This is a genomic window from Bacillus pumilus (assembly GCF_900186955.1).
Taxonomy (GTDB): domain Bacteria; phylum Bacillota; class Bacilli; order Bacillales; family Bacillaceae; genus Bacillus; species Bacillus pumilus.
On the sequence record NZ_LT906438.1, the window covers coordinates 829,383 to 853,277 of the forward strand.

Annotated in this window: 23 protein-coding genes and 2 other annotated features; of the genes, 17 read left to right on the forward strand and 6 right to left on the reverse strand. The window is 39.6% G+C overall.

Annotated elements, in window-relative coordinates; translation table 11 throughout:
• Window positions 1-2: 2 nt before the first annotated feature.
• Window positions 3-1,124 carry a radical SAM/CxCxxxxC motif protein YfkAB gene (gene yfkAB, locus CKW02_RS04010; protein ID WP_003218058.1) on the reverse strand — a complete coding sequence of 374 codons (1,122 nt, stop codon included), beginning with the start codon at window positions 1,122-1,124 and terminating at the stop codon, window positions 3-5.
• A gap of 146 nt (window positions 1,125-1,270) precedes the next feature.
• Here yfkAB and CKW02_RS04015 point away from each other — a divergent pair, with 146 nt between their 5' ends.
• Window positions 1,271-1,462, forward strand: a complete 192-nt coding sequence (locus CKW02_RS04015) for an SE1561 family protein (protein ID WP_003218031.1) — start codon at window positions 1,271-1,273, stop codon at window positions 1,460-1,462.
• Between the two features lie 101 nt (window positions 1,463-1,563).
• Complete coding sequence (pdaA, locus tag CKW02_RS04020; protein WP_003218060.1) at window positions 1,564-2,355, forward strand: delta-lactam-biosynthetic de-N-acetylase; 792 nt, start codon at window positions 1,564-1,566, stop codon at window positions 2,353-2,355.
• Between the two features lie 35 nt (window positions 2,356-2,390).
• Here pdaA and CKW02_RS04025 read toward each other — a convergent pair whose 3' ends face one another.
• The 3 genes from CKW02_RS04025 to CKW02_RS04035 form a co-directional block, all read right to left on the reverse strand.
• Window positions 2,391-2,882, reverse strand: a complete 492-nt coding sequence (locus tag CKW02_RS04025) for a DUF2716 domain-containing protein (protein WP_003218062.1) — start codon at window positions 2,880-2,882, stop codon at window positions 2,391-2,393.
• Between the two features lie 33 nt (window positions 2,883-2,915).
• Window positions 2,916-3,875, reverse strand: coding sequence for a magnesium/cobalt transporter CorA (corA, locus tag CKW02_RS04030; protein ID WP_003218035.1), 960 nt, complete (start codon window positions 3,873-3,875; stop codon window positions 2,916-2,918).
• A gap of 132 nt (window positions 3,876-4,007) precedes the next feature.
• Window positions 4,008-4,520: a hypothetical protein gene (locus tag CKW02_RS04035; protein WP_003218040.1), complete on the reverse strand. Its 513-nt coding sequence runs from the start codon at window positions 4,518-4,520 to the stop codon at window positions 4,008-4,010.
• Between the two features lie 435 nt (window positions 4,521-4,955).
• Between CKW02_RS04035 and CKW02_RS04040 the strand changes: the two genes are divergently transcribed.
• The 5 genes from CKW02_RS04040 to CKW02_RS04060 all read left to right on the forward strand — a co-directional run bounded on the left by CKW02_RS04040 (window position 4,956) and on the right by CKW02_RS04060 (window position 10,466).
• On the forward strand, window positions 4,956-5,825 hold the full coding sequence (locus CKW02_RS04040; RefSeq protein ID WP_003218022.1) for a DNA-3-methyladenine glycosylase family protein: 870 nt from the start codon (window positions 4,956-4,958) through the stop codon (window positions 5,823-5,825).
• A gap of 98 nt (window positions 5,826-5,923) precedes the next feature.
• Entirely contained in the window at window positions 5,924-7,309 is a 1,386-nt protein-coding gene (gene rlmD, locus CKW02_RS04045; RefSeq protein WP_003218043.1) for a 23S rRNA (uracil(1939)-C(5))-methyltransferase RlmD, read from the forward strand.
• A gap of 152 nt (window positions 7,310-7,461) precedes the next feature.
• Entirely contained in the window at window positions 7,462-8,028 is a 567-nt protein-coding gene (locus CKW02_RS04050; RefSeq protein WP_034620919.1) for a TetR/AcrR family transcriptional regulator, read from the forward strand.
• Window positions 8,029-8,086: 58 nt separating this feature from the next.
• Window positions 8,087-9,946 (forward strand): alpha/beta fold hydrolase, encoded by a 1,860-nt coding sequence (locus tag CKW02_RS04055; RefSeq protein ID WP_095117766.1) that lies wholly within the window; start codon window positions 8,087-8,089, stop codon window positions 9,944-9,946.
• Between the two features lie 106 nt (window positions 9,947-10,052).
• Complete coding sequence (locus tag CKW02_RS04060) at window positions 10,053-10,466, forward strand: DUF6508 domain-containing protein (protein WP_003218004.1); 414 nt, start codon at window positions 10,053-10,055, stop codon at window positions 10,464-10,466.
• 29 nt (window positions 10,467-10,495) lie between these two features.
• On the opposite strand, the gene CKW02_RS04065 is transcribed toward CKW02_RS04060, so the two are convergent.
• Window positions 10,496-11,380: a LysR family transcriptional regulator gene (locus CKW02_RS04065; protein WP_003218052.1), complete on the reverse strand. Its 885-nt coding sequence runs from the start codon at window positions 11,378-11,380 to the stop codon at window positions 10,496-10,498.
• Between the two features lie 111 nt (window positions 11,381-11,491).
• On the opposite strand from CKW02_RS04065, the gene CKW02_RS04070 reads away from it, so the two are divergent.
• The 10 genes from CKW02_RS04070 to CKW02_RS04115 all read left to right on the forward strand — a co-directional run bounded on the left by CKW02_RS04070 (window position 11,492) and on the right by CKW02_RS04115 (window position 22,081).
• Complete coding sequence (locus tag CKW02_RS04070) at window positions 11,492-11,881, forward strand: tautomerase family protein (protein ID WP_003218064.1); 390 nt, start codon at window positions 11,492-11,494, stop codon at window positions 11,879-11,881.
• Window positions 11,882-11,907: 26 nt separating this feature from the next.
• A complete protein-coding gene (locus CKW02_RS04075; protein ID WP_003218056.1) occupies window positions 11,908-12,231 on the forward strand; it encodes a carboxymuconolactone decarboxylase family protein in 324 nt (107 codons plus the stop codon).
• Between the two features lie 138 nt (window positions 12,232-12,369).
• A complete protein-coding gene (locus CKW02_RS04080) occupies window positions 12,370-13,197 on the forward strand; it encodes a MerR family transcriptional regulator (protein WP_003218038.1) in 828 nt (275 codons plus the stop codon).
• Window positions 13,198-13,223: 26 nt separating this feature from the next.
• Window positions 13,224-14,411, forward strand: coding sequence for an MFS transporter (locus CKW02_RS04085; RefSeq protein ID WP_003218012.1), 1,188 nt, complete (start codon window positions 13,224-13,226; stop codon window positions 14,409-14,411).
• A 191-nt stretch (window positions 14,412-14,602) separates the two neighbouring features.
• A complete protein-coding gene (locus CKW02_RS04090; RefSeq protein ID WP_003218020.1) occupies window positions 14,603-15,433 on the forward strand; it encodes a DNA alkylation repair protein in 831 nt (276 codons plus the stop codon).
• A gap of 238 nt (window positions 15,434-15,671) precedes the next feature.
• Window positions 15,672-16,856: a DUF1835 domain-containing protein gene (locus CKW02_RS04095; protein ID WP_034620886.1), complete on the forward strand. Its 1,185-nt coding sequence runs from the start codon at window positions 15,672-15,674 to the stop codon at window positions 16,854-16,856.
• Window positions 16,857-16,930: 74 nt separating this feature from the next.
• Window positions 16,931-17,153 (forward strand) — a binding site (T-box leader).
• 37 nt (window positions 17,154-17,190) lie between these two features.
• Window positions 17,191-17,415: a binding site (T-box leader), on the forward strand.
• Between the two features lie 50 nt (window positions 17,416-17,465).
• Entirely contained in the window at window positions 17,466-19,394 is a 1,929-nt protein-coding gene (thrS, locus tag CKW02_RS04100) for a threonine--tRNA ligase (protein ID WP_003217800.1), read from the forward strand.
• A 177-nt stretch (window positions 19,395-19,571) separates the two neighbouring features.
• Window positions 19,572-20,141 (forward strand): hypothetical protein, encoded by a 570-nt coding sequence (locus CKW02_RS04105; protein WP_003217822.1) that lies wholly within the window; start codon window positions 19,572-19,574, stop codon window positions 20,139-20,141.
• Between the two features lie 32 nt (window positions 20,142-20,173).
• Window positions 20,174-21,454 (forward strand): hypothetical protein, encoded by a 1,281-nt coding sequence (locus tag CKW02_RS04110; RefSeq protein WP_003217831.1) that lies wholly within the window; start codon window positions 20,174-20,176, stop codon window positions 21,452-21,454.
• Window positions 21,455-21,799: 345 nt separating this feature from the next.
• Window positions 21,800-22,081, forward strand: coding sequence for a hypothetical protein (locus tag CKW02_RS04115; protein ID WP_003217864.1), 282 nt, complete (start codon window positions 21,800-21,802; stop codon window positions 22,079-22,081).
• A 54-nt stretch (window positions 22,082-22,135) separates the two neighbouring features.
• On the opposite strand, the gene CKW02_RS04120 is transcribed toward CKW02_RS04115, so the two are convergent.
• Window positions 22,136-23,644, reverse strand: coding sequence for an AcpB/EbpR/MafR family transcriptional regulator (locus CKW02_RS04120; RefSeq protein ID WP_003217813.1), 1,509 nt, complete (start codon window positions 23,642-23,644; stop codon window positions 22,136-22,138).
• Window positions 23,645-23,895: the final 251 nt, after the last annotated feature.

Consider the following 23,895-nt stretch of genomic DNA (forward strand, 5'->3'; position numbering starts at 1 on the left):
GGTTACCCCCTGGCTGTACGAGAAGTAAAATCAACATCTTGATAATAGCTGTTTTTCACAAGAACATTCGGACCGAGGCATTGTACGCTTGGACAATGACAATTCAGCTCTTTTGCTAATTTTGTGTCCATCCAGCGAGTATAAGCTGATTGCAATGTATCGGTCGCAATATTTCCAAGCGGCGGTGTATCACCAAAGTCTGTCACAATAATATTCCCATCAAAAATATTCACATTCAACCGTGAGCGTCCGTCAGGGTCATTTCGTACCGTGACATGCTTCTCCTGGCGTAATCGTTTGAGGAGGCGCTGGTCTTCTTCATCTGTACTGCAAGAATAAAATGGCAGGGTGCCAAACAGCATCCATGTGTCTTGATCACGAATATCAAGCAGCTGATGAATCGCATCACGCATTTGCGGAAGCGTCAATGATTCAAGGGCGCTGGCAAAATCACTTGGGTACATCGGGTGAACTTCGTGGCGCTGGCATTTCATTTCCACGACAATTTGCCGGTGGATGTGTTCAATATATGGAAGTGTGCGTTTATTAAGCATGGTTTCAGCAGATACGGTAACACCTGCTTTGACAAGTGCCCGGCTATTTTCAATCATGCGGTTAAATAATTTCTCGCGCTGCTCAAAGGTTGGTTTTCTGTCCATCATCGCAAAACCGACCATTGCAAACTCTTCGATAGTTCCCCAGTTATGTGAGATGTGAAGAACATCTAAGTATGGAATAATTTCTTCATATCGCGCCAAATCAAGTGTTAAGTTTGAATTGATCTGTGTACGGACGCCGCGTTCATGGGCATACTTTAATAAAGGGACGACATATTCCCGCACAGATTTGAGAGAAAGCATCGGCTCTCCGCCTGTAATACTGATTGAGCGCAGAAGCGGAACTTCATCTAAACGGCGAAGCAGTAAATCAAGCGGCAGTGCATTCGGGTCTTTTGGCTGCAAAGTATAGCCGACCGCGCAGTGCTCACATCTCATGTTACACAACGTCGTAGTTGTAAATTCAATATTTGTCAGCTTCATCTCTCCGTAATCCTGCACATCAAGATAGGCTTCCCAAGGGTCATATGCAGGTGTAATCGGACGAAGTGCTGTTTTTTGGTTCATGGTATCTATCTCCTTTTCATTCGGGCAAACGTGGACCCGCCAACAGTTAATTTTAAGCCCCATCACCGTTATACGCAAGTGGGGTTTCATTGATTTACAAGGGAAAAAAAGATAAGCTAGAAACAAATGCTAAAGGGAGTGTATCTATGGGCAAGGCAGCAGACAGCAAAGAGCAGCAGGTTGATTATTTAAAGAACCGATTAGATATGTTTATGAATGTGATTGATTCATTAGATCCAGAATCAACAGATGTTGAGGATATAGACAGACTGATCCAGATGATTGACGACCTAGAAGCAAAATATGAACGGTTTAAAACCGATTGGAAGGAAGAATAGCTCGCACAGTGCGGGCTTTTTTCTTTAAATTGGCAGGTGAATCAGTGTATGAGTCTCGGTCTTATTCTGCACAATAGAAGAAAAACCGGGAAGTGACGTAAATGAAAAAATACATGCTCATCTGTTTATGTGCGCTTTTTGTATCCATGCCTCTCTCAGAAGCGGAAGCCGTGTCTAATCAGCCCGTCCATTGGGGATTTGCGAAAAGCAAAGAACACAAGCCAGCGGATGCGGGTAAAGAACTGAACGCCCTTTTAAAAAAGTATGATGCCTTCTATTTAGGAAGCACGAAAAAGAAAGAGATTTATTTTACCTTCGACAATGGCTATGAAAATGGGTACACGCCGAAGATCTTAGATGTGCTGAAAAAACATCAAGTGCCAGCCACCTTTTTTGTGACAGGTCACTTTGTCAAGGACCAGCCTGAGCTCGTTAAACGTATGGCGGAGGAAGGTCATATCATTGGCAACCACTCCTATCACCATCCAGATTTAACAACAAAGAGTACGAAAGAAATCAAAGAAGAGCTGGGGCGCGTCAATGAAGCCGTGTACAAAATCACTGGGAAACAAGACAACCTCTATCTTCGTCCGCCGCGCGGTGTATTCAGTGAAAGAGTGCTGAAGGAAACAAAAGAGCTCGGTTACCAAACCGTTTTCTGGTCAGTGGCGTTTGTGGACTGGCATATTCATCATCAAAAAGGAAAACAGTATGCTTACGATCAAATGATGAAGCAGGCGCACCCAGGTGCCATTTACTTACTTCATACCGTCTCAAGAGACAATGCCGAGGCATTGGATGATGCCATCACGTCACTGAAAAAACAAGGTTATTCCTTTAAAAGCCTAGACGATCTCATGCTTGAAAAAGTATGGCATCTGCCTCAGCTATAGAAAAAAAGCTTGCAGAAGACCTGCGAGCTTTTTCTTTATCCTTCTCTTATTTTACGCTGAAACAAAATCGGATGATGACGAGTGAAAGAGTCAATCAAGCCCTCACCGAAAATCGTGATACTTTGCTCCCAAGGGTGTCCTAGCAAGCCCCAATGCATCTCTTTTGATAAAAAGAAATAATAATCCCCGTTCGGTAGCACAGGCACTGCCCAATCTCCGAATTCATCTTTTTCAAATGAGCCGTATGGTGTGATCCAGTAGCATTCGTGCTGCCAATCAAGTGCCAGCATATACTCGTCTGTTCTGATAAGCTCCTGAAAAACAAGTAATGCTTTCTCTTCAAGGTCTTCATCTGCATGAAGAAGGGAAGAGTCCTCAAAATAAGCAGAAATATCATATGTAATGAAAGGAGAAGGTACGCGAAATGAGGGAAAACGAGAGAGGCTCGGATTAAATTTGAAATCTCGATAGAGCGTCTCCCATACGAGCTTTAGTTCTTGATGAGACAAAGGAATCCAGTTTTTCATTCTAACCGCCTCCTCAGTCATTCACTCTACACATTATTTGAATATGCGGAACCATCCTTTATGCTTAAACCACAAAAGCATACCCGAGACGAGCAGACCCATGAAAATCAGTACGCCAAAATAGCCATACTTCCAGTGTAATTCAGGCATGTTATCAAAGTTCATTCCGTACACTCCAACAATAAAGGTCAATGGAATAAAGATGGTCGATACAATGGTCAGCGTCATCATGATTGCATTCATTCGGTTAGAATTCAGCGTCTGATAGCTGTCTCGTAAATCGGCTGTCATATCACGGTTTGATTCGACAATCTCTGTTAATTTCAGAAGGTGGTCATAGATATCATTGAAATAGGCTTGTCTATTTTTATCGTTTTTCATCATATTAATATTCACGATACGATATAAAAGGTCTCTCATCGGAATAATTGTCCTTCTTAGCTTTAACAAGTCTGACCGAATTCCGAATACTTCGTTCATTAAAGTACCGTACGTTTTATGACCTTCTTCATCTTCGATCTCATTTAACCTGTCTTCAATTTGATAAATAATCGGGAAATAATCATCAACCAGATCATCAATCAGCATGTAGGCAAGATGCTCAGGTCCACTATTTCGCGCGTGTTCAGATGCTTTTAGCTTTCGCATCACACGATCAATGTATGGTGCTTCCTTTAAATGAAAGGTGACAATAAAACTTTCCCCAACAAACAGGTCCACTTCCTCTGAACGAAGTGTTTTTTGATTGAGAGCATGAAGAACGAAAAATAAATACTCTTCATAAAAATCAAGCTTAGGCCGCTGTAAATAATGGAAGCAATCTTCAATTGAAAGCGGATGAAACTGAAAGAATTCCTTCAGCAGTGCTGCTTCCTTTTCCGTTGGCGCATGAAAGTCAATCCAATACCAGGCGATATCGGGGCTTGAAAGCTGATGCAATGTTGCATGTTCAATCAAGTCTCCGTTCTTTGTCACTGCAAGTTTTTTCAGCATATACACCCCTCCAGACTTGCATTATATCATGAAGCAACGCCAGTGAACTTATACATACTCTCCATAAAAAAGCCGATCTCATCACTGAGATCGGTCCATTGTGCGTGTATGATTGATGGATAAAACCGAGAATTAAGGACGACGGAACGTAACAAATTTATCTTGACGGTCAAACCAGCCTCTGAACGCCCAGTTATCCCAGCCGCCATCGCCGTTGTTTTTAAAGGTACCACTTTCAAATACCCAAATACCGTAAACAACGTTACCAAGATTAGCAGTTGCAAAAGTTTTCACGCCGTTAAAGCGGTCTTCATAATTTTGGCTTAGGTTAAAGACCATGACATTATATCTGCCACCAGCAGCATAGAATGTGCTTTCCATCACGCCTTTAACGAACCCAGGACGGTTTGCATTTGCGTTTACTGCGTTAACAATCGCATTGGCAATCCCAAGAACATCGAAGTTGACGTTAACATTAGGACTAGCTGTCGTTCCAGCTTTTCCTTCAGCAGCTTTGTTTAATACAGTTTGCTGTAGTGTAGTAGAGACGGGTGCTGACGTTTTTTTCTCAGCAGCGTCAGCAAATACTGGCAGAGTCGAAGAAACAGCAGTGGCAAGGGCAATAGAAAGAATGGTTTTTTTCATTGGTCGGATCTCCTTTGTTTTAAAATGTTTGGGTCTTCCTTTTCGTAAAAAGTGAAACTAGGTGAAGCCGGTTATCAATGAGGTAAAATATGTTCCTGCAAGATAAAACAAATGATTGCCTAATCAGCTAATTCCTTTGTCACCTCCTTGATATGTCATAATTATACAAATTTTTTCAGGATAGAAGATATCACCCAGAGGTTCTATTTCTAATTTAAGGAAAATGATCCTAAAATATTGGAGGATCATGTCGAATATTAGCTGAATTCGACCAAAAACTTTCATCAGACCAAAAGGAGAATGACCACAAATAAGGAAGATATAACTGATAAATTCTTGTACTCTTTATATTCAAAAGTATTTAATATAGAGAATCATTCAAGCAAAATGAAACAATTGCATCTGCGCGTGTTTGCAGAAAGGAAGAGGGAAAACATGTGGGAAAAACAGCTGGTGGTTGAACCGCCATATCACTTCGATCAAGTGCTGAGACGCTTATCAAATGATCCATTAAAAGCAGTCGATTTGAATAAAAGAGAAATCAAAGTACCAATCAGATTAGAACAAACACCATACGTTGTCGTCGTTCAAGCCACGGGAACAAAAGAAGCGCCCACGTTTCGGGTGAAAGGAAATGGTCCTGAGGAACCTCTCATATGCGAGATGAAGCGGATATTTGGCATGGAGCATCAATTAGACGCTGTGCATGAGCATTTTTCTCAAACAAATCTAGCGCCCGTTTTTGAGCGTCATAAGGGAACACCGCTCATGCTGGATTTTCACTTATATCATTGCTTGATGAAATGCATCATTCATCAGCAGCTCAATCTGGCGTTTGCTTTTGAACTCACGAAACGGTTTGTTCATACGTACGGCGAGCAAATAGAGGGGGTTTGGTTTGATCCTTTACCAGAAGCCATCGCTTCACTTGAAACAGAGGATTTGAGAAAGCTCCAATTTAGTCAGAGGAAAGCGGAATATGTCATCGATGTCTCAAAGCGAATTGTGAGCGGCTCTCTTTCTTTAGAAGAATTACATGATTTAACTGATCTGGAGGTGGAAGAACGTCTGCTTCCGATTAGAGGGATTGGACCTTGGACAGTTCAAAATGTGCTCATGAATGGACTTGGAAGACCGAATCTCTTTCCGATGGCAGATATCGGGATTCAAAACGCCATCAAACGGCACTTTGACCTGCCTGCAAAGCCGACAAAAGAAGAGATGGTAGCATTAAGCAAGGATTGGACTCCTTATTTAAGTTACGCTTCTTTATATTTATGGAGAAGCATTGAGACAGATAAATGAAAGGGATTTTCTCTCTTTGTCCAAGTCATGGTATACTAATGAGATGGAATAAAATGAAGACAACCTATCAAGGGTTCAGATAGAACGGAGAGAATGAAGTGAAGGAAAAACAGCAAGGTGCCCTTTTGCAAAAGGGACAGCAGTTTCCGCTTACCATTAAACGCCTTGGCATTAATGGTGAAGGGGTCGGTTATTTTAAAAAGCAAGTGGTCTTTGTCCCAGGTGCGCTTCCAGGCGAAGAAGTGGTTGTGGAAGCAACGAATGTCCAAGCAAAATATGCAGAAGGTACGGTTAGAAAAGTTAGAAAGCGCTCCGAGCATCGAGTGAAACCGCCATGCCCAGTTTACGAAGAGTGCGGCGGATGTCAGCTTCAGCATTTGGCGTACGAGCAGCAGCTAAAGGAAAAACGAGATATTGTCATTCAATCAATGGAACGCCATACGAAGATATCAGTTGAAAAGTTAGATATTCGACCAACGATCGGTATGGAAGATCCTTGGCACTACCGGAATAAAAGTCAGTTCCAAGTAGGGCGTTCTCATAGCGGCGACATCATTGCGGGGCTATACGGACTGAACTCTCATAAGCTTGTACCGATCAAGGAATGCATCGTGCAGCATCCGAAAACGAACAAAACAACGGGCGTTGTCCGCAAAATTTTAGAGAAATTCGGTGTATCGGTCTACAATGAACGGACAAGAAAAGGCGACGTGCGGTCGATTGTTGTTCGAGTTGGCTTTGAAACAGGTGAAGTACAAGTTGTTCTTGTCACATCAAAACCTGAATTTCCAAAGAAAAAAGAAATTGCCGAAGCCATTCAAAAACGTCTGCCAGAAGTGACGTCCATTATGCACAACATCAATGGTGAAAAAACGTCGGTCATCTTTGGTCATAAGACATCTCACCTAGCTGGCAACATGGTCATTCAAGAATTTTTAGGAGACGTCTCCTTTGAACTGAGTGCACGTGCTTTCTTCCAATTGAATCCGAAGCAAACGCTAAAGCTTTACGACGAAGCAAAAAAAGCGGCAAAACTGACTGGCAAAGAAAAAATTGTCGATGCGTATTGCGGCGTTGGAACGATTGGGATGTGGCTTTCAGATGGCGCCAAAGAAGTACGAGGAATGGATGTCATCAAAGAATCAATTGATGATGCCAAGAAAAATGCCAAAAAACACGGCATGAAAAACGCGACCTATGTAACCGGAACAGCCGAACACTGGCTGCCAAAATGGGTCAAAGAAGGCTTCCGTCCTGACGTCATCGTCGTGGACCCGCCAAGAACAGGCTGCGAGCGCACCTTCTTAGACACCGTCAAACAAGTCAAACCAAAACGCCTTGTCTACGTCTCTTGCAACCCATCAACACTAGCAAAAGACCTAGAATACATTTCAAAAGACTACAAAATTGAATACATGCAGCCGGTTGATATGTTCCCGCATACGGCGCATGTAGAGACTGTTGTATCGCTCGTGAAAAAATAGACTTTAATCAAGGCTCGAAAATCAATATTAGATTTTCGAGCTTTTTTTGTTTTGCGGGCATTTCTTTCATCAGACTTTTTCTAAATGAACATAAATACTTGCAATGTGTAAATTAGTACTATATAGTTCTAATTATGAAAAAAGTAAAATTAATGAATCAAAAACGTGTGCTTGAAGTAGCTGCAACTTTATTTTTAGAAAAAGGATTTGCTTATACAAGCATGGATGAATTAGTACGTGTAAGCAAAGTGTCAAAGTCTAATGTGTATTATCACTTTTCTAATAAGGAGGAATTATTAGAAGGGGTCGTTGATTATTGGATTGACATGTATCAATCTGCAATTGATGACGTACTATCTCAGAACCAATTTTTAGTTGAAGAACGTATCCAACTATTTTTAAAGCAATTATCACAAGGAGTTCAATCGAGAGACTATAAAGGAAGCTGTCCATTTATTACTCTTTATATTCAAAGTCCTACACAGGCCACACAAATAAAAGAAAAAATAGGTCTGTTTTTTACAGGATTACAAAAGAAAGTTTCTCTATTACTGAAACAAGGAGTAGAGAATGGAGAATTCAGAAAGACGATTCATATTGATGAGGTTGCATCACTATTTATTACCAATCTTGAAGGCGCGTTATTTATTTCAGAAACATTGAAGGATGCAACTGTCATTACGAAAACAGCCGATCATATGTTTAACTTGCTTCGATAAAGAAGCTTTTTTTTCAAACTAAATTAGTACTGATTAGTACTAAAAGGGAGATGTTTATATGAGAACAGTATTATTAATTGGTGGAACGGGCTTTATTGGAAAGGAGTTAGTAAAAGAATTAGCCAAAGAGGATGTGAACATTCTTCTTTTAGTGAGGTCGAAAAGTAAAGCAACACGCATTTTTCAAGAAAGAGGTATTTTAAAAGAGGCAGTGATGCACTTTGTTGAAGGTGATTTGACGAAAGTCGATTTGGGTCTAAGTGCTGAAGATAAGGAGAAGGTGTTGAAAACGGATGTGATCATTCACGCAGGAGGACCCATGGATATTCAAGCGACAAGTAAAAAGGCAGCTTCCGTCTTTTTAAATGGCGCCAAACATATGAGTGACTTAGCTAAAAGTATTCATCAATTGAAGGGCTTGCAGCAATTTATTCATGTTGTCGGTTATATGGGTCCTTTTGATGATCAAAATAGCAAGATTGAAATTGATGTGTTTAAAGAAGGAAATCATTATTTGGAAATAAAAAATCCATATGAGAGAACAAAATTTTTAGCAGATCTTTATATTCGTCAACAGGCATCAGCAGTAGGTTATCCGCTTTCTGTCATTAATCCGCCGACTGTCGTCGGTAGTAGTCAAACGGGGAGTACAGAGCAGATAGCAGGATTAGGTTTGCTTGTGAAGAGTATGCGAAGAGGGCTCATGCCGGTGATTCCTGGAGGTAAGGACTATAGGTTACCACTTATTTCAAACGATGAGTTTGCGAGGTTTATTGTGCAGGTTTTCAAACTGGAGCAACCGGCTATTCAAACATATACGCTTGTTGAAGACAAGCAGCGCGATCAGAATATTGGTGAATTATTGAGTGTGATGTCAGAAAGTATGAATATGAGGGCACCAAAAATCTCTGTCCCAATGCCACTGATGAAAGCTATGATGAATAGTGGCGTAAGTAAACTCACAAACATTCCTTCTGATGGACTGAACTTTATGACAAAACGAACATTTTCAAATGTTGCAGCGAAAAAAATAATGGGAGAAGATTGGTTTCGGAAGACGAGTGTCATGAAATTTTTCCCTGCTGTAGTAGCTGATCTGGATTATCGAATGATGAATCAAAACGTTAAGGATGATCATTTATTTAAACGAACACTATGTGATAACACGACCCTTTACCAATTAAAAGGAGAGGGTAAACCGTTTATTTTATTACATGGTTTATTGAGCGATGGAGAGGATTTATTCCCTTTAGCACAAGAGCTTCATAAAAAAACGGGTCAACCTGTATGGATCTTGGATCTTCCGGGTTTGGGACGTTCTCCTTTTAAACGAGAGAAACATCTTCTAGATATGTATTTGAATGTAGTGCAAAAGGTATTGGAGAAAGCGACGAATGGTGCACATTTAATCGGCCATTCATTCGGTGCGTATATCCTTCTGGAAGCATTGGTAAAAGGGTACATCGATAAGAAGTATTCAATCACTTTACTTCAACCGCCTGTTGAGAAGAATCATGCTGCATCGCGAAATGTTCCTCAATTTATGAACAAATGGACATTGAAATGGGCATCGACTAATATGATAGGGCGTTATGTATTAAAGGGTGGTTTGTTTGAAAATACGGAGAGCATCCCTGAACATTATATTGAAAAAGTCAGAAATAGTTTTACGTCTCCTAGAATATTAAATACGACGATTCAGCTTAACAGCTTACTACAGAAAATCGATCAAGATGATTTCAATGAGGTCACAAAGGATCGTCTTCATATTATTTGGGGGGATTATGACAAAGGCTATTCTGCCCCGTCACATCTTGGTCAGGTTGATTTTGTTCCATATGGTCATCATTTCCCACTTAGCCATCCGAGTGAAACGGCAGCATTGGTCATAAAGCAGATGAGGGTATGGGATAAATAAAAGGTTTGAGGTAGTCCAGCGTGGCTAAAAAATTTTAATAGTAGATTACTTGATGAAATCGTGAGAAACAAAGTGAACCATATCAATGAAATAGAGGAGGATGAGAATGAGCCAATTCGATATTCTAACAAAATACATACCGATGCTTCAGGAAGATCCTATTGGAGAATGGGTCATCGATCGAGAAAATGATGGTACACCTGAACATCCGATTCAGATGCCCTTTGTGAATTATTCCGAAACGGTCCGTCACTTGATTGCAGATATTTATACCTTTGCAGAACAACACGAAGAGATGGAGCTTATTCGCTACAGAGAAATCCTGAAAGAAAATGGGATTGAATCGGGAATGAATGATATGGAGAATGTGGACATTTCAAATTTAAATGCGCAGTGTGTGCTTGCTCTTATGATGGAGGTTGTGAGAGCCGAACGATTTAGCGAGGGTGCCATACTCAATTTCTTTAAAAGCGGAGCCATCTTAAAATGGCTTGAAAGATTGAAAAACCTAGATGTATAAAATCTAGGTTTTTTGTTTCTGAAACGAGATCACGAGAATGTGAATTGCTCCGCTTCTTGACGAAATAGATCAAGCAGCAGCTGCTTGGTCTTTTCCAGAGAGAGATGGGGTTCCTTATGAGTTAAGATTCCTATCGAGATAAAAGGGTCCTCCATTTCAATTGGAATTTGCACAAACTCGTCTGACAATGGGATAGAGGAAAGGACGACTCCGACAGAGGGGAATTCCTTTAGAAATGATGGAATTGCTGAAATCTGGCTGATGGTATAAGTGAACGGCTCCACATTAATTCTTGAGAGTTCCTTTTGTAACTTCATGTGATATAAACAGCTTTCCCCGCCTATGATCAAAGGCTGTTCATAAAGGTCCTTGATGAATGAAATCGTTCCAACTTGATCTGCCTGCTGTTTTGCGATAATAAAAGACATTTCCTCCTTGTACAACTCCTCAAACGGAAGTGTATTCATCACTGGTTCCCCTGCAATGGCAAAATCAATCTCACCCTTGAGCAGAAGCTTGTAAAGAAAGTCTGTATTACCGATGATAAAGTGGCATGTGATATTCGGTTTATGTCTCCTGAATATTTGAAGGACGGAAGGAAGAATAGTGGCAGCAATTGGTTCTATGACGCCTATATTCAAGGTTCCGATTTCTTCTTTTTGGAGTTTTTGTGATTGTTCTAATACAAAGCGCCAATGGAGTATCAACTGATCAATCTCTTTGGCAAACAATTGTCCTGAAGGGGTTAATTCAGCCTCCCATCCTCTTACAAACAATTGAAATCCTAACTCCTTTTCTAATCGTTTGATCTGATTCGTTATGGTCGACTGTGCATAATTCAATTTTTGAGCGGCTTTTGAGAATGTTCCTTCCTGAATCACGGCTTGAAATGCTTTTAACTCTTTTAAGTCCATTTCTAATAATCTCCATTCGATATATGAATATAATTTTATATATTATTCAATTATATAAAATAAGTATTGGGATGTAAAATGAAGTGAAATAGAAAAAAGGAGATGATAATCATGCCATTTGTAAAAGTCAGTTATATGGAAAAGGCGTACGATCAAGAAAGCTTAGCTTCTGTTAGCCAAACGATCATGAAGGCTCTGATGAAAGAATTTCAAGTTCCTAAAAAAGACTACTTTCAGGTGTTCAGTTCACATAAGAAAGACGAATTTTTTTATGATCCCCATTATCTTCTTCGTCATGAGAGGGATCATCGCCTTTTATATATCCAAATTACATGTGGTTCAGGAAGAACCGAGGAACAGAAGCAGTCTTTATATAAGGAAATAGCTGACCAGTTGTATTGCCAGCTCAATATACGTAAAGAAAATGTATTCATTATGCTGATTGAGACAGGCTTGGAGAATTGGTCCTTTGGAGAAGGGCTTGCGCAGATGATCAAGTAACGGAACGAATGAAAGGGGAAATAGCTATGCATCAACCAATCAAGCCAACTGTAAAATACACTCTCGGAGATTTTGCTCCAGCATTTGTTGAGTATTCAGAAAAAGTTCTCTATGGAGATTTGTGGAGGAGAGAGGAACTTTCTCTAAGAGATCGCAGTCTGATTACAGTCTCAGCCTTAGTAAGTGCGGGCAGCCTGAATCAGCTGGAATATCATTTACATCTTGCCAAAGAAAATGGTGTAACGAAGAACGAGTTGATTGAACTCATCACCCATCTTAGTTTTTATATCGGATGGCCTAAAGCAGCTTCAGCACTAGAAGCGGCTAAACATATTTTGGAGGACGAATAAAGTTCATCAAACAACGAGCCCTATTTGAGATAGGGCTTTTTATATGCGGTAAATTTTATTTTAAATTCTTCTGTTGACCTTCCCCTTAACTGAAAGGTTTATACTTTGATCAGATCAACAAAACGGAGGAGATGCAGGATGTTCAAGATCGGCGATTTTTCTATGTTAAGTAAAGTGCCTGTTAAAACCTTAAGATATTATGACCAAATTGATTTATTAAAGCCTAAGCAGATTGATCAAGATTCAGGATACCGTTATTACTCAGCTGAACAGCTGCTTGAGGTCAACCGAATTTTTCTGTACAAGGAATTGGGCTTTACGTTAAAGCAAATGGCTCAGCTTCTTCGTGAAGATATCTCAGTAGAGCAGATTCAGGGCATGTTTCTGCTGAAAGAAAGTGAAATTCAGCAATTGATCGAGAGAGAACAACAGAAATTGGCGCGTATTAAGGAGCGGATGCACCTCATCAAACGAGAGGGATGTGTTGAAAAAGAACAGGAGGTCATCATCAAATCCGTTGAAAGCAAACGCATCCTGTCTTTCCAATCTAACGGAACGGTTGATGAGATCCCCTCATTTTTTCAGACGTTTCATCATTTATTACTTAAACATCAACAAGAATCAATTTCGGGACCACAAGTGGTGCTATGGAGGGAATCAGTCGAAAAGGAAAGTGAGTTTGAATTTGAGGTCGGGTATTCCATCAAAGCGTTAAAAGGCAATCTTCCTCAAGGAATCACGATACGAACGTTACCTGCTGAAGAAACTATGGCGACATTATTATTTCATTCACATTCTCCATCCGCCCAAACAGCTTGTATTGACCTGGCGACATGGATCGAAAATAATGGATACCGCGTGAAAGAAGACCAGCCAGGCCGAGAGATTTATTACCCATTGTCTGAAAATGAAGAAGGCAGACTCATTGAAATTCAAATTCCTATTATAGATGAAATCAAATCGTAAGCATTGTCCAAAGGAGAAACGTCACGATGAAAAATAAAACCGTTGTCTATTTACTTGCATTAGCAGCCTTTTTAATCGGAACAATCGAATATATCATTACAGGCATTATCCAGATGGTCGCAGATGATCTACATGTCACGACGTCTGCCGCTGGATTATTGGTCACGTCTTTAGCGCTCTCAGCAGCCATCGGCGCACCGATTGTCATTGCACTGACCATCAATATAGACCGCAAAAAAATACTGTCATGGATGTTAATTATTTTTATTTTAAGTAATGTCATCACAAGTGTCAGCCATTCGTTTGAAATGGTGATGATGACAAGGATTTTACAAGGAATCAGTGGGGGGACGGCTATTGTGGTGGCAATGGCTGTTGCGACTCGTCTTGTAGAACGTGAAAAAAGAGGAACAGCTATTGGTATCATTTTAATGGGACTCAGCAGCTCCTTGGTTTTAGGCGTTCCAATCGGGACATTTCTAAGCAGTATGATCGGATGGAAAGCATTATTCGCAGCCATTGGATTGATCACGCTTATTCCGCTGATTGTTGTGTATAGGCGAATCCCCTCTATGAAAGAACAAGAACCGGTGACGCTTCGTATGCAGTTATCGATTTTAAAAGACAAGCGAATATTACTGGCGGTGGCAGTGACGCTATTCTATGTAGGTGGATATTCCACGTTGTTTACCTATTTAACGCCCTTTCTGCAAGCATCAGCAAATCTTAGCATCACAGAAATCAGTGGCATTTTGTTACTAGCAGGAATATGCAGCTTTTTGGGCTCCAGCCTTGGAGGGATGGCGGCAGATAAAAAAGGCCCAATATTCACGATTTTCTCAGGAATCATTTTGCAAATCATCATGCTCTTGCTGCTATCATTTGTCACAGATAATCTCGTGCTCATGGTGGCTGTCATCATGATATGGATGATCGCTACATGGAGCACATCACCAGCTCAGCAGCTATATCTTGTCACACTTGTACCAAAATCTCCTGATATCGCATTAAGTGTCAATACATCATTTATTCAATTCGGATTTGCCTTAGGCTCTGGTGTAGGAGGGATTGTGCTAAGCGAAACATCTATATTAAACCTAAGCTGGATCAGTGCTGGCACGGTTTTTCTCGCTCTACTCATGACCATTCTAATGGTAGCGTTTGACCGATTTTCTCAGCGCAAGAGTTTGAAGGTGATCGAGCAAGGAAGCTAACTTACATTCAATGTTGTATGAAAGGAACTACTTATTTCGGGTAGTTCCTTTTTGATTTGAAGAATGCACCAGTGAAGTTGTTTATTTGCTACAATAGGAGTCAATATCCAAAGATTGAAAGCATCAACAAATTCCTTTTAAAAACAATGAATATCAAACAAAAGAACCACTAGACAAGGAGAGAATACAGAATGCCAATAAGTGAGGAAATGATCAATCGAAAAGGCGCTCGAAAGGGGACTGATATCCCTCATGACGTCTTGACCCTTTTGAATCAGGGAGAGATCGAAAGTGTGAATTTAACTGAATGGCTGGCTGTCAATCATATGACGCTAATACAGCATGTTTTGCCGTCCGTTGGTTTAGAGCATCGTTTAGACGATGTATCATCTGAGATCACTAAACAAAAAGCTGAATCAGGAATGAAAGCCATTCGGCTCATTGGTCAATTGTTAGATGACGTGCTACATGAAGAGAATGAAGAAAAACAAGCGGAAGTGCTGCTGGCATTTGCTCACCACATATCTGATAGCGTTCGCTGTTGGGCTGCTTATATGAACAAACAGAGTTTATCAACACTGGAAGAGAAACTTGCGTACATTCAGCCATTTGCAGCTGATCATCATTTTGGTGTTCGAGAAATTGCATGGATGTCAGTGAGAGAAAGTCTAAGTCTTCAGCTCGATCAAAGTATAGAGCATTTAACAGAATGGGCAAAAAGCGAGGATGAAAATATTCGCCGGTTCTCTGTAGAGTCGCTCCGTCCGAGAGGGGTATGGACAAAGCATATTGAGTTATTAAAACAAGAGCCAGAGAGGGCACTGCCTATTCTAAATTTACTCAAATCCGATCCATCCATATATGTTCAAGATTCTGTAGGAAACTGGCTCAATGACGCAAGTAAAACACAACCAAATTGGGTAACAAACCTGTGCGACCAGTGGTCAAAGAATTCTGACACAAAAGCAACTAGCAGAATTGTTAAGAAAGCCAAGAGAACGATTGTGAAGGGGAATTTGTGAATAAGAATTTGAACTAAATGAAGGGGGATTCTATCAATCATTCAGAGAGAAAGTTTTAAAGCGAGCTCAGTAAACAGATTGCCCCATTTCATGGGATATAGTCTCTTCAATTCTGCATTCTATATATATCTTAACCTCTCATTGTCATACTTTTGAATGAAATTGACTCAATAGAATTGACGCAAGAACCCTGAATAGGTGAAGATGAAATAAACTGTAAGATAAAGGGAGGCGAATGATGATACATATCGTATTTGGAGCAGCAGCTGCCGGTAGTTTAAAACAAGCATTGCGCGAAATGAAGCAAGACCAAGTAAATGATATCATCGCCTTTGATGACATTTATTCGATTGGACCTCATCTGCATTTACATGAACAAGAAGGACAGGAGAAACGTATAGAGTGGCTTCGTCACGTGATGTCAAATGAATATGGCTATTTTGATGACATGATCACCAATCAGCATAGAATGTTTCAGCAAATAAAAGATATAAAAGATGGTACGAGTATCCTCATCTGGACAGGCAATAATGCCCATGAGCAAATTGGTTTGCGATATGCCATCTATTTATTAAAAGAGAAAAATATTGAATTGTCTCTCATCAATACAACGACTGCATTTGATCAGCTGTTCAATACAAATACAAGACGAATGGATATTCGACATGCCGGGGAAATCACAACTGAAAAATTGAAGGTTTTGTACAGATGTAAAGAGCATATTCATGCAGTGTCAAAAGAAGAAAGAGAGAATTTACAAAACGAATGGCTATCATTTGCTAAAGAAAACCATACCCTGAGGATATGGCAAAAAGGACAAACGATCAGTGTACCAGAAGATGAATTTGATGCTTATTTAGTGAAAATGGCTAAGCGGCTTCATCAGTCAGATCCCGAAGAGGAGTACATCAAAACTCCACGTTTAATTGGGGAAGTCCTCGGTCATTTAGAACAGTATATCGGTGATGATTTTATTGAGCATCGACTCAAGACATTAATTGATCAAGGAATTTTTGACATGATAGGAAGGCGCACTTCCATGCGTTATTACTCAATTAAATTGACAGACTTCGGTCAGCACTTTAAAAAATGGGTGTGCTGTCGAGAATTTGAGGATCATCCTTTTGTGAAAATTGAAGGAGATTACGGTGGTGAACCTTTTCATTGTGGGCATTGTCAATGTCATTTAGAAAGAGACGATGTACCAATAAGCGATACCCTTTTCTCGAAGATTTGGAATTGGGCTATACAGTATGGCCGCTGGTTTGACGAAGAGACAGATGATTTGCTGCCAAATGGCGCAGACATGGAAAAGAAATTCAATCAAGGAGGAGAGCGTATCACTGAAGAAGTGAAACGAGCCCTATCTCCCGCGTTTAAAATTGAATACAGCCCAAGTAAATACACGCAACATATCATTTAAAGAATGAAATTCAATTGCACTGCAAAAAATAAAGCTTTACATGATCCATCACCTTCATGTAAGATATGGAGAAATTAAAAGCGAAGAAAAGGACATGAGCCATTTTTACTGGTTACCAGAGAGGGAAGTCACGCTGAAATCTTCCTAACACAGAAAAGTGTCTTACCACCTTTGAGCTGTATTGGGGAAATCATAGTATCCAATATCGTCTACGCCACGTTACGGCACCAGAGCCATAAAGCGAATACGCGTTATGGGAATTTGGGTGGAACCACGGATCACACATTCGTCCCTTTATGAGGGATGGGTGTGTTTTTTTGTTCACTCAACTATCATCATTGCTTTGAAAAGGACATGAGCCACTTTTATCGGTTACCAGAGAGGGAAGTCACGCTGAAATCTTCCTAACGCAGAAAAGTTGTCTTACCACCTTTGAGCTGTATTGGGGAAAATTGAAGTATCCAATACCGACTACGCCACGTTACGGCACCAGAGCCATAAAGCGAATACGCGTTATGGGAATTTGGGTGGAACCACGGATTACACATTCGTCCCTTTATGAGGGATGGGTGTGTTTTTTTATTTCAAAAAATGAAAGGTGTGTCAGTCATGAGAGAAAAAATGGTGAAGATTCAATTTCCAGATGGAAAGATAAAGGAGTTCTCTGCAGGTACGACTGTCGCAGATATTGCCTCCTATATTAGCCCAAGCTTAAGGAAGAAAGCAGTGGCAGGAAAGATCAATGAACAAATGGTCGATGTCAGTCATCAGCTGGAAAGTGATGCTCGGCTGTCTATTGTCACACTCGATTCAAAAGAAGGCCTTGAAGTGCTGCGCCATTCATCTGCACACGTATTAGCCCAAGCTGTGAAAAGGTTATACGACAATGTCACACTTGGAATCGGGCCTGTTATCGAAAATGGATTTTACTATGACATGAAGCTGAATCAAACATTAAGTGTAGAGGATTTGGCTGCTATTGAAAAAGAAATGGAAAATATCATAAACGAGAATCATCATATCCAAAGAAAGGAGATTTCCTACGAAGAAGCTGAATCGATGTTTGCGCATGATCCATATAAGCTGGATATTTTAAAACGTCTCCCATCTGAAGAAGCCATCACAGTGTATCAGCAAGGTGAATTTATCGACTTATGCCGCGGGCCTCATTTACCTTCTACTGGGTTCGTAAAGTCATTTAAGCTAACACGTGTTGCAGGGGCTTATTGGCGGGGTGATAGTCATCAAGATGTATTGCAGCGAGTGTATGGTGTCGCATTTCAACATCCAAAACAACTAGCTAATTATCTTCATTTCATAGAAGAAGCAAGCAAACGTGATCACCGGAAATTAGGGAAACAATTATCTCTGTTCATGTTTTCGGAAGAAGCGCCAGGTATGCCGTTTTATTTACCAAAAGGTCAGATTGTGAGAAATGAATTAATGGCCTTTTCAAGAGAAGTGCGAAACAAAGCGCAATATGAAGAAGTGAGCACACCGTTTATGATGAACCAAGAGCTATGGGAAAAGTCAGGTCACTGGGATCATTATCATGAAAATATGTATTTCTCAGAAGTAGATCATACAAGCTTTGCTTTAAAACCGATGAATTGTCCAGGGCATATGCTCATGTTTAAAAATAACTTATATTCATACAGAGACCTTCCGATCAGAATGGCTGAGTTCGGTCAGGTGCATCGTCATGAATTTAGCGGAGCATTAAATGGATTGTTCAGGGTCAGAACTTTTTGCCAAGATGATGCCCATATTTTTTTGAGAGAAGATCAAATTGAAGCTGAAATCAAACGGATTTTCCAATTAGTTGATCATGTGTATCGGACATTTGGGTTTGAGTACTCTGTGGAACTATCCACTCGTCCAGAAAAAGCGTTAGGGGATGATGCCATTTGGGATATCTCTGAATCAGCGCTAAAGAATGTGCTTGATCGGCTAAAGGTCGATTACCAGCTAAATGAAGGAGATGGGGCATTTTATGGACCGAAGATCGATTTTCATATAAAAGATGCCTTGCAGCGGAGCCATCAGTGCGCCACAATTCAGCTAGATTTTCAAATGCCTGAGAAATTTGATTTAACATATATCAATGAAAAGAATGAAAAGGTACGACCAGTTGTCATTCACAGTGCCATTTTTGGTTCTCTAGATCGTTTCTTTGGGATTCTCATCGAGCATTTTGCAGGTGCCTTCCCGTTATGGCTGGCACCAGTGCAAGTACAAATCATTCCTGTCACAACGGTTCACCTTGATCATTGCCTCGAGGTGCAGCAGCAATTAAGAAAGATCGGAATCAGAGTCACAATCGATGAACGGGATGAAAAGCTCGGCTATAAAATGAGAGAAGCACAAATGCAAAAAATCCCATATATCGCTGTCATTGGTGATACAGAAATGCAAGACAAATCGCTAAATATTAGACAGCATGGAGAAAAAGCTTCGAAGCAGCTGTTTATCGAGGACTTTAAACATTTGGCAGTTCAGCAAATACAAAACAGAACGGTTGCCCAAGAATTGGTGTGATGCTTGTCGTTGTCGTCATCTAAAATAAGAAGGATTAGACGAATATTGAATTAAACGTCTAATCTTTTTTTCATTTATGGAAAAGTAGAAAGGGGAAATATTGAAACATTTATTCGATAAAAACGTAATACAGATAGAGCGTTTATCAAAACCATTTGAAACGGAGAGGAGTTTTGTATGGAACAAGCCGCACTCAAAAAGATGAGAACAAAACAATTAACCGCATGTAATTTAATAGCTGGCATCATGATCGTGACGTTTTCAATCTTTTTTCAAACCTTACATATTCAATTAACTCATTTGTTTTTTTGTCTAGGACTTGTCATGCTCGTTCAAAGCATCTTAGGATTCCTTAAAAAAAAATCAACAAAATCTTTCATTCCCATTTTTGAGCAGGTAGCTATTTATGAAAAAGAGAAATTAGGGAAAGAGTGGGAAAAAGAACAGAGAACAGAAAATATTTCGAGAGTAGTATTGAGTGGTCTGATGTTTCTACAGTCATTTAGTTTCCAAGATGTAACGAACCCATTCTTTGAAATACAACCTGCATTTCTATTTTTCTTATTGGCTATGTTTCTCGTAATTATGAATGTAAGCATGCTTTTCCGTTTTAGAAAAATTGATCGATCTATTGAAGAACATGAATTACAAGGTTACACAAAGGAATCAAATATGATGGGATTGGCTTTAGGCCTTTTGTCAGCTATCATCATATTCGGCTTTATTGTCATTTTCATCCTTCCATAAGATGAATCACTTAACATATTGAGGTGAAACAAATGAATGAAACTCTACAGCATCTGATAGATGATACAAGAAAGAAGTTTGGCTTAGATCATTATCGTTTAAAAAACTACGAGTATTATCGAAATGTCAATATGTTCAATGAGACAATTTATAAATTGTGTATGGAGTGGTTTCCTCCACACGAAACTGAACCTGTGGACGATGATTTAAACCCGGATGGCACAGCCGTGATAGAAGTGAATTTGAATACGGGAAAGATTGAGAGTGCTGTTTTTGTCATGGGTAAGACATATGCAAAGGAGGGTGTGCAGTTTGATAGCGCCCAGCCAAATGACGTCATCAAATGGATTGAACAAGAAACAGAGTTGATTTATGGAGAGCATTTTCACTTGCAAAAGGAGGAAAAAGGGGAGCTTACTTTTGAAGAAAAAATTGCTGGTGTACCAGTGACCCCTTCGGGCATGATTGAGGTGAAATGGGATGAACATGGACAGCTCATTTACTTTGTTCATCACGGCCCATTTGTTGCTAAAAAAAAGCACAGGGCTGAAAAATATACGCTTCTCATTGAGATGATTGAAAGCTTAGCCCAGCAGCAAGTGCAAAGAATCGAATGGCCTTCCTTTGATCAGAATAAAATCCGTCCAATTTATGCGTTAGAAGAAGTGTATGTAAAGAATGATGGGACCGGAATCCTCCCGTTTGAAGGTACGATTCAGGAACATCAATGTTTCAATATCAACCAAATCATAAAATGGGATGAATCCATAACTGAACCTTTTGTAAGAAAGGAATTGAATATTCAGGAAGGCATCTCAACTGATCAAGCCTTTTCACTTGAACCTTCACCAGATACAATGCCAATTTCAGAAGAAGAAAAGGATAAGTGTTTGAAAGCAGTTCAAAACTTATTGAGAAAGGAATATCCTAACGACACCGGAAAATGGGTCTGCATTTCACTTCACCGTGATCATGGTTACATTCATGCAACAGTAAAAGCAAATAGACAAGACAGAAGCATGTTTACAGGTAAAATCATGATATTCATTGATGCCTATACATTTGAAGCCGTCAATTACATAGATAGACAAGAAATATTTAAGATGTGTGGGATGTTGGATGAACTCCAATCTCCTGGTAAAATCACCATTTCAAAGCAAGAAGCCTTCGAAAAATTAAAAGATCGTTTAGAGCTGATCCCCATTTATGTATATGACTTTACGGAAAAGCAGTATGTTTTATGCGGAAAACTGGATTGTCATGATGGAGTGGATGCAGCGAGTGGGGAAGTCATTCCATTACAGGATATTTGAATCGGCACTTTACGCTTTTGAAAGAACAGTGAGGAGCTGTTCTTTTTTGTCTCATTGCACCAATTTTTTGAAGAAATTTGGAATTTTGTAGCAGGAAGTTGTCGTTTCATCACGAAAGAAACAGATAAGAATATGATCATAGGTCCATCGGTTGGAATATTAGTAGACATCATACATATGAAACACTCATGACAGTAAAGTTGATCTACAATGCTTTTTGAAAAAAATGAAATCGTGTCTCTAGTAGTATACGACATTTGATGGGCTGACATCATAGGATGACTTTGAACATGTTTGATTTAGGTAAGCTTGAAGCCATGATAGAAGAAAGTGAGGATATCTACCTTGAGTACATTGGAAGTGTTTCGTCAGTTTTTGGTTGACCATTATCCTGCGTTACAAGATGAACTTTGGCTAAAAGATGTTGATACCCTTCGAATCTCTCCTATTCTTCATCCTTTTCTGAAAAGCAAGCTGCCAGAGGGGATCGAAAAATTCACTTGTGTCCTATTCACGCAGCAGACAGATCAAACCGCTGCACCGCTCAAAGTATACCTTCTATTAGATGAATATGAGCAATCACTTTATGCCATTGATTTGATGAATGAACAAATAGTGCTTCATTAATACAGAAGCAAAAAGCTGCTTGAGAGCCCCTCAGCAGCTTTTTTTTGATGAACATTAGCCTGTCAGATCAACCAATCTTGAGTGCAAGTTGTCCAATTCTTTCTTTGTTGGAAAAGAGCTAATCAGCAGCGTAGACCGCCCGAATTGAATCGGAAGCTCAGTATCAGTCACAATCATATCAATCCCAAGCTGATCCATCGTGACATCATTTAATGTATTCTCTGGACTTGTGAAAATGTGAATGAGAGGAGGCACGCTTAATTTAATTAAATCAGCAATAAACAAGCTATGATAATAGCCTAATGTTGAAATAACAAAAATGTTCAGCGCGTTTCTCCGTTCCATCTCCAAATGAACAAGTCCTCTCCAGGAAGACGTAATCATACGAATCAATTCACGTTCATTTTTCACAAAAGAACCGAGGATATCGTCTGTTTTTAGCTCTTGGATGATATGAGTAATCCTCGAATAGAAGTAAGGAAACTGTTTTTTCACCTCTGATAAATAGCTCGATTTCTTTTTGAAAAGGAACCCATCTCTCACGGTAATTTCATTGGAATACACATAATATTGGAGAAGAATGAGTGTCATCACCTTGCGATTCGCTATTTCTTGATGAAAAATCGACTCCAATTGGTTGATAAATGAATGAATGGCATCATAAAGTCGTGGGGTATGTGACTGAAAGAACGTCAATTTTTCTTCGACAGTTTCAATTGATTTAAAGTGTCCAATAGCTGGTTCAATCAATAGCAAAAAGACAAATTCATGATGATCCAGCGTCACATCAAATACGTCTTTGGTCATTCGGCAAATATGCTCTTCCCATGTTTGGATTTGATCATAGATCCCTTTGGCTACAGAAGTTTGTTTTTCCTCTTTCATTGAGTACGTATATTTACGGCTTATTGTGAAATTTTTCCTCATTCGGTGAATGGAAACGGCAAACCATAGGCAGTATTTATCTATCGCCACATCTGGCACATTGACTTCTAGCACCTGAAATAGCTCCTGTAATAAATCAACTGCATCTTGCTTTTGAATATCATCGAATGGCCAAAGCCGGCTTCCATACACTTCAAACAAAAATTCAACAAAGAATTGACGAATCTCCTTCTCATTTCCATGGAACTGCATACTATCTGGGCGCAATTCAATGTCATAAGAGATAAGAATGGAATTGATTTTATGAATGGTGTTGTACAATGTGGATCTACTGATATTAAGCGTGTCCATCCATTCATAGAAGGACCTGTTTTGTTCGAAAAAAATGCCATCAATCAATCGAATTTCAATCGTATCTTTTAAAATTTCCTTGATATAGTAGTCCACTCGTATCGTCTGTGTATAACAAATGGAGATGCCTTGTCTTGGCTTTATGTGGATTAACGGCTCACCGTTCTCTGTTTTGAACGATTTCATTTGTTCTAAATCGCTTTGGATGGCACGAACCGAACCGATATGTTCATTCGATATCTCTTGAAGGCTCCACCACTTATTTTTAGATACAAGCAGTTTTAAAATGTTTATCCATCTCTTTGATTTATTATCAATGAGCTCCATCAAACAACTAACTCCTTCCCTTGGCTTGCCTCTATATTATGAAGTTCACTTAAAGAACATTTGATTCTCAAAATAGGCATGAAATGATTGTAATGTTTAGGCTAAATCGTTTTGTCTTCACTTTTCATGATAAAAGAGAAAAAAATTAGACGAAAACAAATGTTATGCCCTGATTCTCCATATTTTTCATTTATAAAGTGGTAAGTAAGCCATGAATCCTATAAAAATGGATCATTTTAGATATTTTGTTT

Bases quoted from the DNA above. Each gene is read 5' to 3' on its own strand.
- yfkAB (WP_003218058.1), bottom strand. From the start codon at position 1,124: ATGAACCAAAAAACAGCACTTCGTCCGATTACACCTGCATATGACCCT.
- CKW02_RS04015 (WP_003218031.1), top strand. From the start codon at position 1,271: ATGGGCAAGGCAGCAGACAGCAAAGAGCAGCAGGTTGATTATTTAAAG.
- pdaA (WP_003218060.1), top strand. From the start codon at position 1,564: ATGAAAAAATACATGCTCATCTGTTTATGTGCGCTTTTTGTATCCATG.
- CKW02_RS04025 (WP_003218062.1), bottom strand. From the start codon at position 2,882: ATGAAAAACTGGATTCCTTTGTCTCATCAAGAACTAAAGCTCGTATGG.
- corA (WP_003218035.1), bottom strand. From the start codon at position 3,875: ATGCTGAAAAAACTTGCAGTGACAAAGAACGGAGACTTGATTGAACAT.
- CKW02_RS04035 (WP_003218040.1), bottom strand. From the start codon at position 4,520: ATGAAAAAAACCATTCTTTCTATTGCCCTTGCCACTGCTGTTTCTTCG.
- CKW02_RS04040 (WP_003218022.1), top strand. From the start codon at position 4,956: ATGTGGGAAAAACAGCTGGTGGTTGAACCGCCATATCACTTCGATCAA.
- CKW02_RS04050 (WP_034620919.1), top strand. From the start codon at position 7,462: ATGAATCAAAAACGTGTGCTTGAAGTAGCTGCAACTTTATTTTTAGAA.
- CKW02_RS04055 (WP_095117766.1), top strand. From the start codon at position 8,087: ATGAGAACAGTATTATTAATTGGTGGAACGGGCTTTATTGGAAAGGAG.
- CKW02_RS04060 (WP_003218004.1), top strand. From the start codon at position 10,053: ATGAGCCAATTCGATATTCTAACAAAATACATACCGATGCTTCAGGAA.
- CKW02_RS04065 (WP_003218052.1), bottom strand. From the start codon at position 11,380: ATGGACTTAAAAGAGTTAAAAGCATTTCAAGCCGTGATTCAGGAAGGA.
- CKW02_RS04070 (WP_003218064.1), top strand. From the start codon at position 11,492: ATGCCATTTGTAAAAGTCAGTTATATGGAAAAGGCGTACGATCAAGAA.
- CKW02_RS04075 (WP_003218056.1), top strand. From the start codon at position 11,908: ATGCATCAACCAATCAAGCCAACTGTAAAATACACTCTCGGAGATTTT.
- CKW02_RS04080 (WP_003218038.1), top strand. From the start codon at position 12,370: ATGTTCAAGATCGGCGATTTTTCTATGTTAAGTAAAGTGCCTGTTAAA.
- CKW02_RS04085 (WP_003218012.1), top strand. From the start codon at position 13,224: ATGAAAAATAAAACCGTTGTCTATTTACTTGCATTAGCAGCCTTTTTA.
- CKW02_RS04090 (WP_003218020.1), top strand. From the start codon at position 14,603: ATGCCAATAAGTGAGGAAATGATCAATCGAAAAGGCGCTCGAAAGGGG.
- CKW02_RS04095 (WP_034620886.1), top strand. From the start codon at position 15,672: ATGATACATATCGTATTTGGAGCAGCAGCTGCCGGTAGTTTAAAACAA.
- thrS (WP_003217800.1), top strand. From the start codon at position 17,466: ATGAGAGAAAAAATGGTGAAGATTCAATTTCCAGATGGAAAGATAAAG.
- CKW02_RS04105 (WP_003217822.1), top strand. From the start codon at position 19,572: ATGGAACAAGCCGCACTCAAAAAGATGAGAACAAAACAATTAACCGCA.
- CKW02_RS04110 (WP_003217831.1), top strand. From the start codon at position 20,174: ATGAATGAAACTCTACAGCATCTGATAGATGATACAAGAAAGAAGTTT.
- CKW02_RS04120 (WP_003217813.1), bottom strand. From the start codon at position 23,644: ATGGAGCTCATTGATAATAAATCAAAGAGATGGATAAACATTTTAAAA.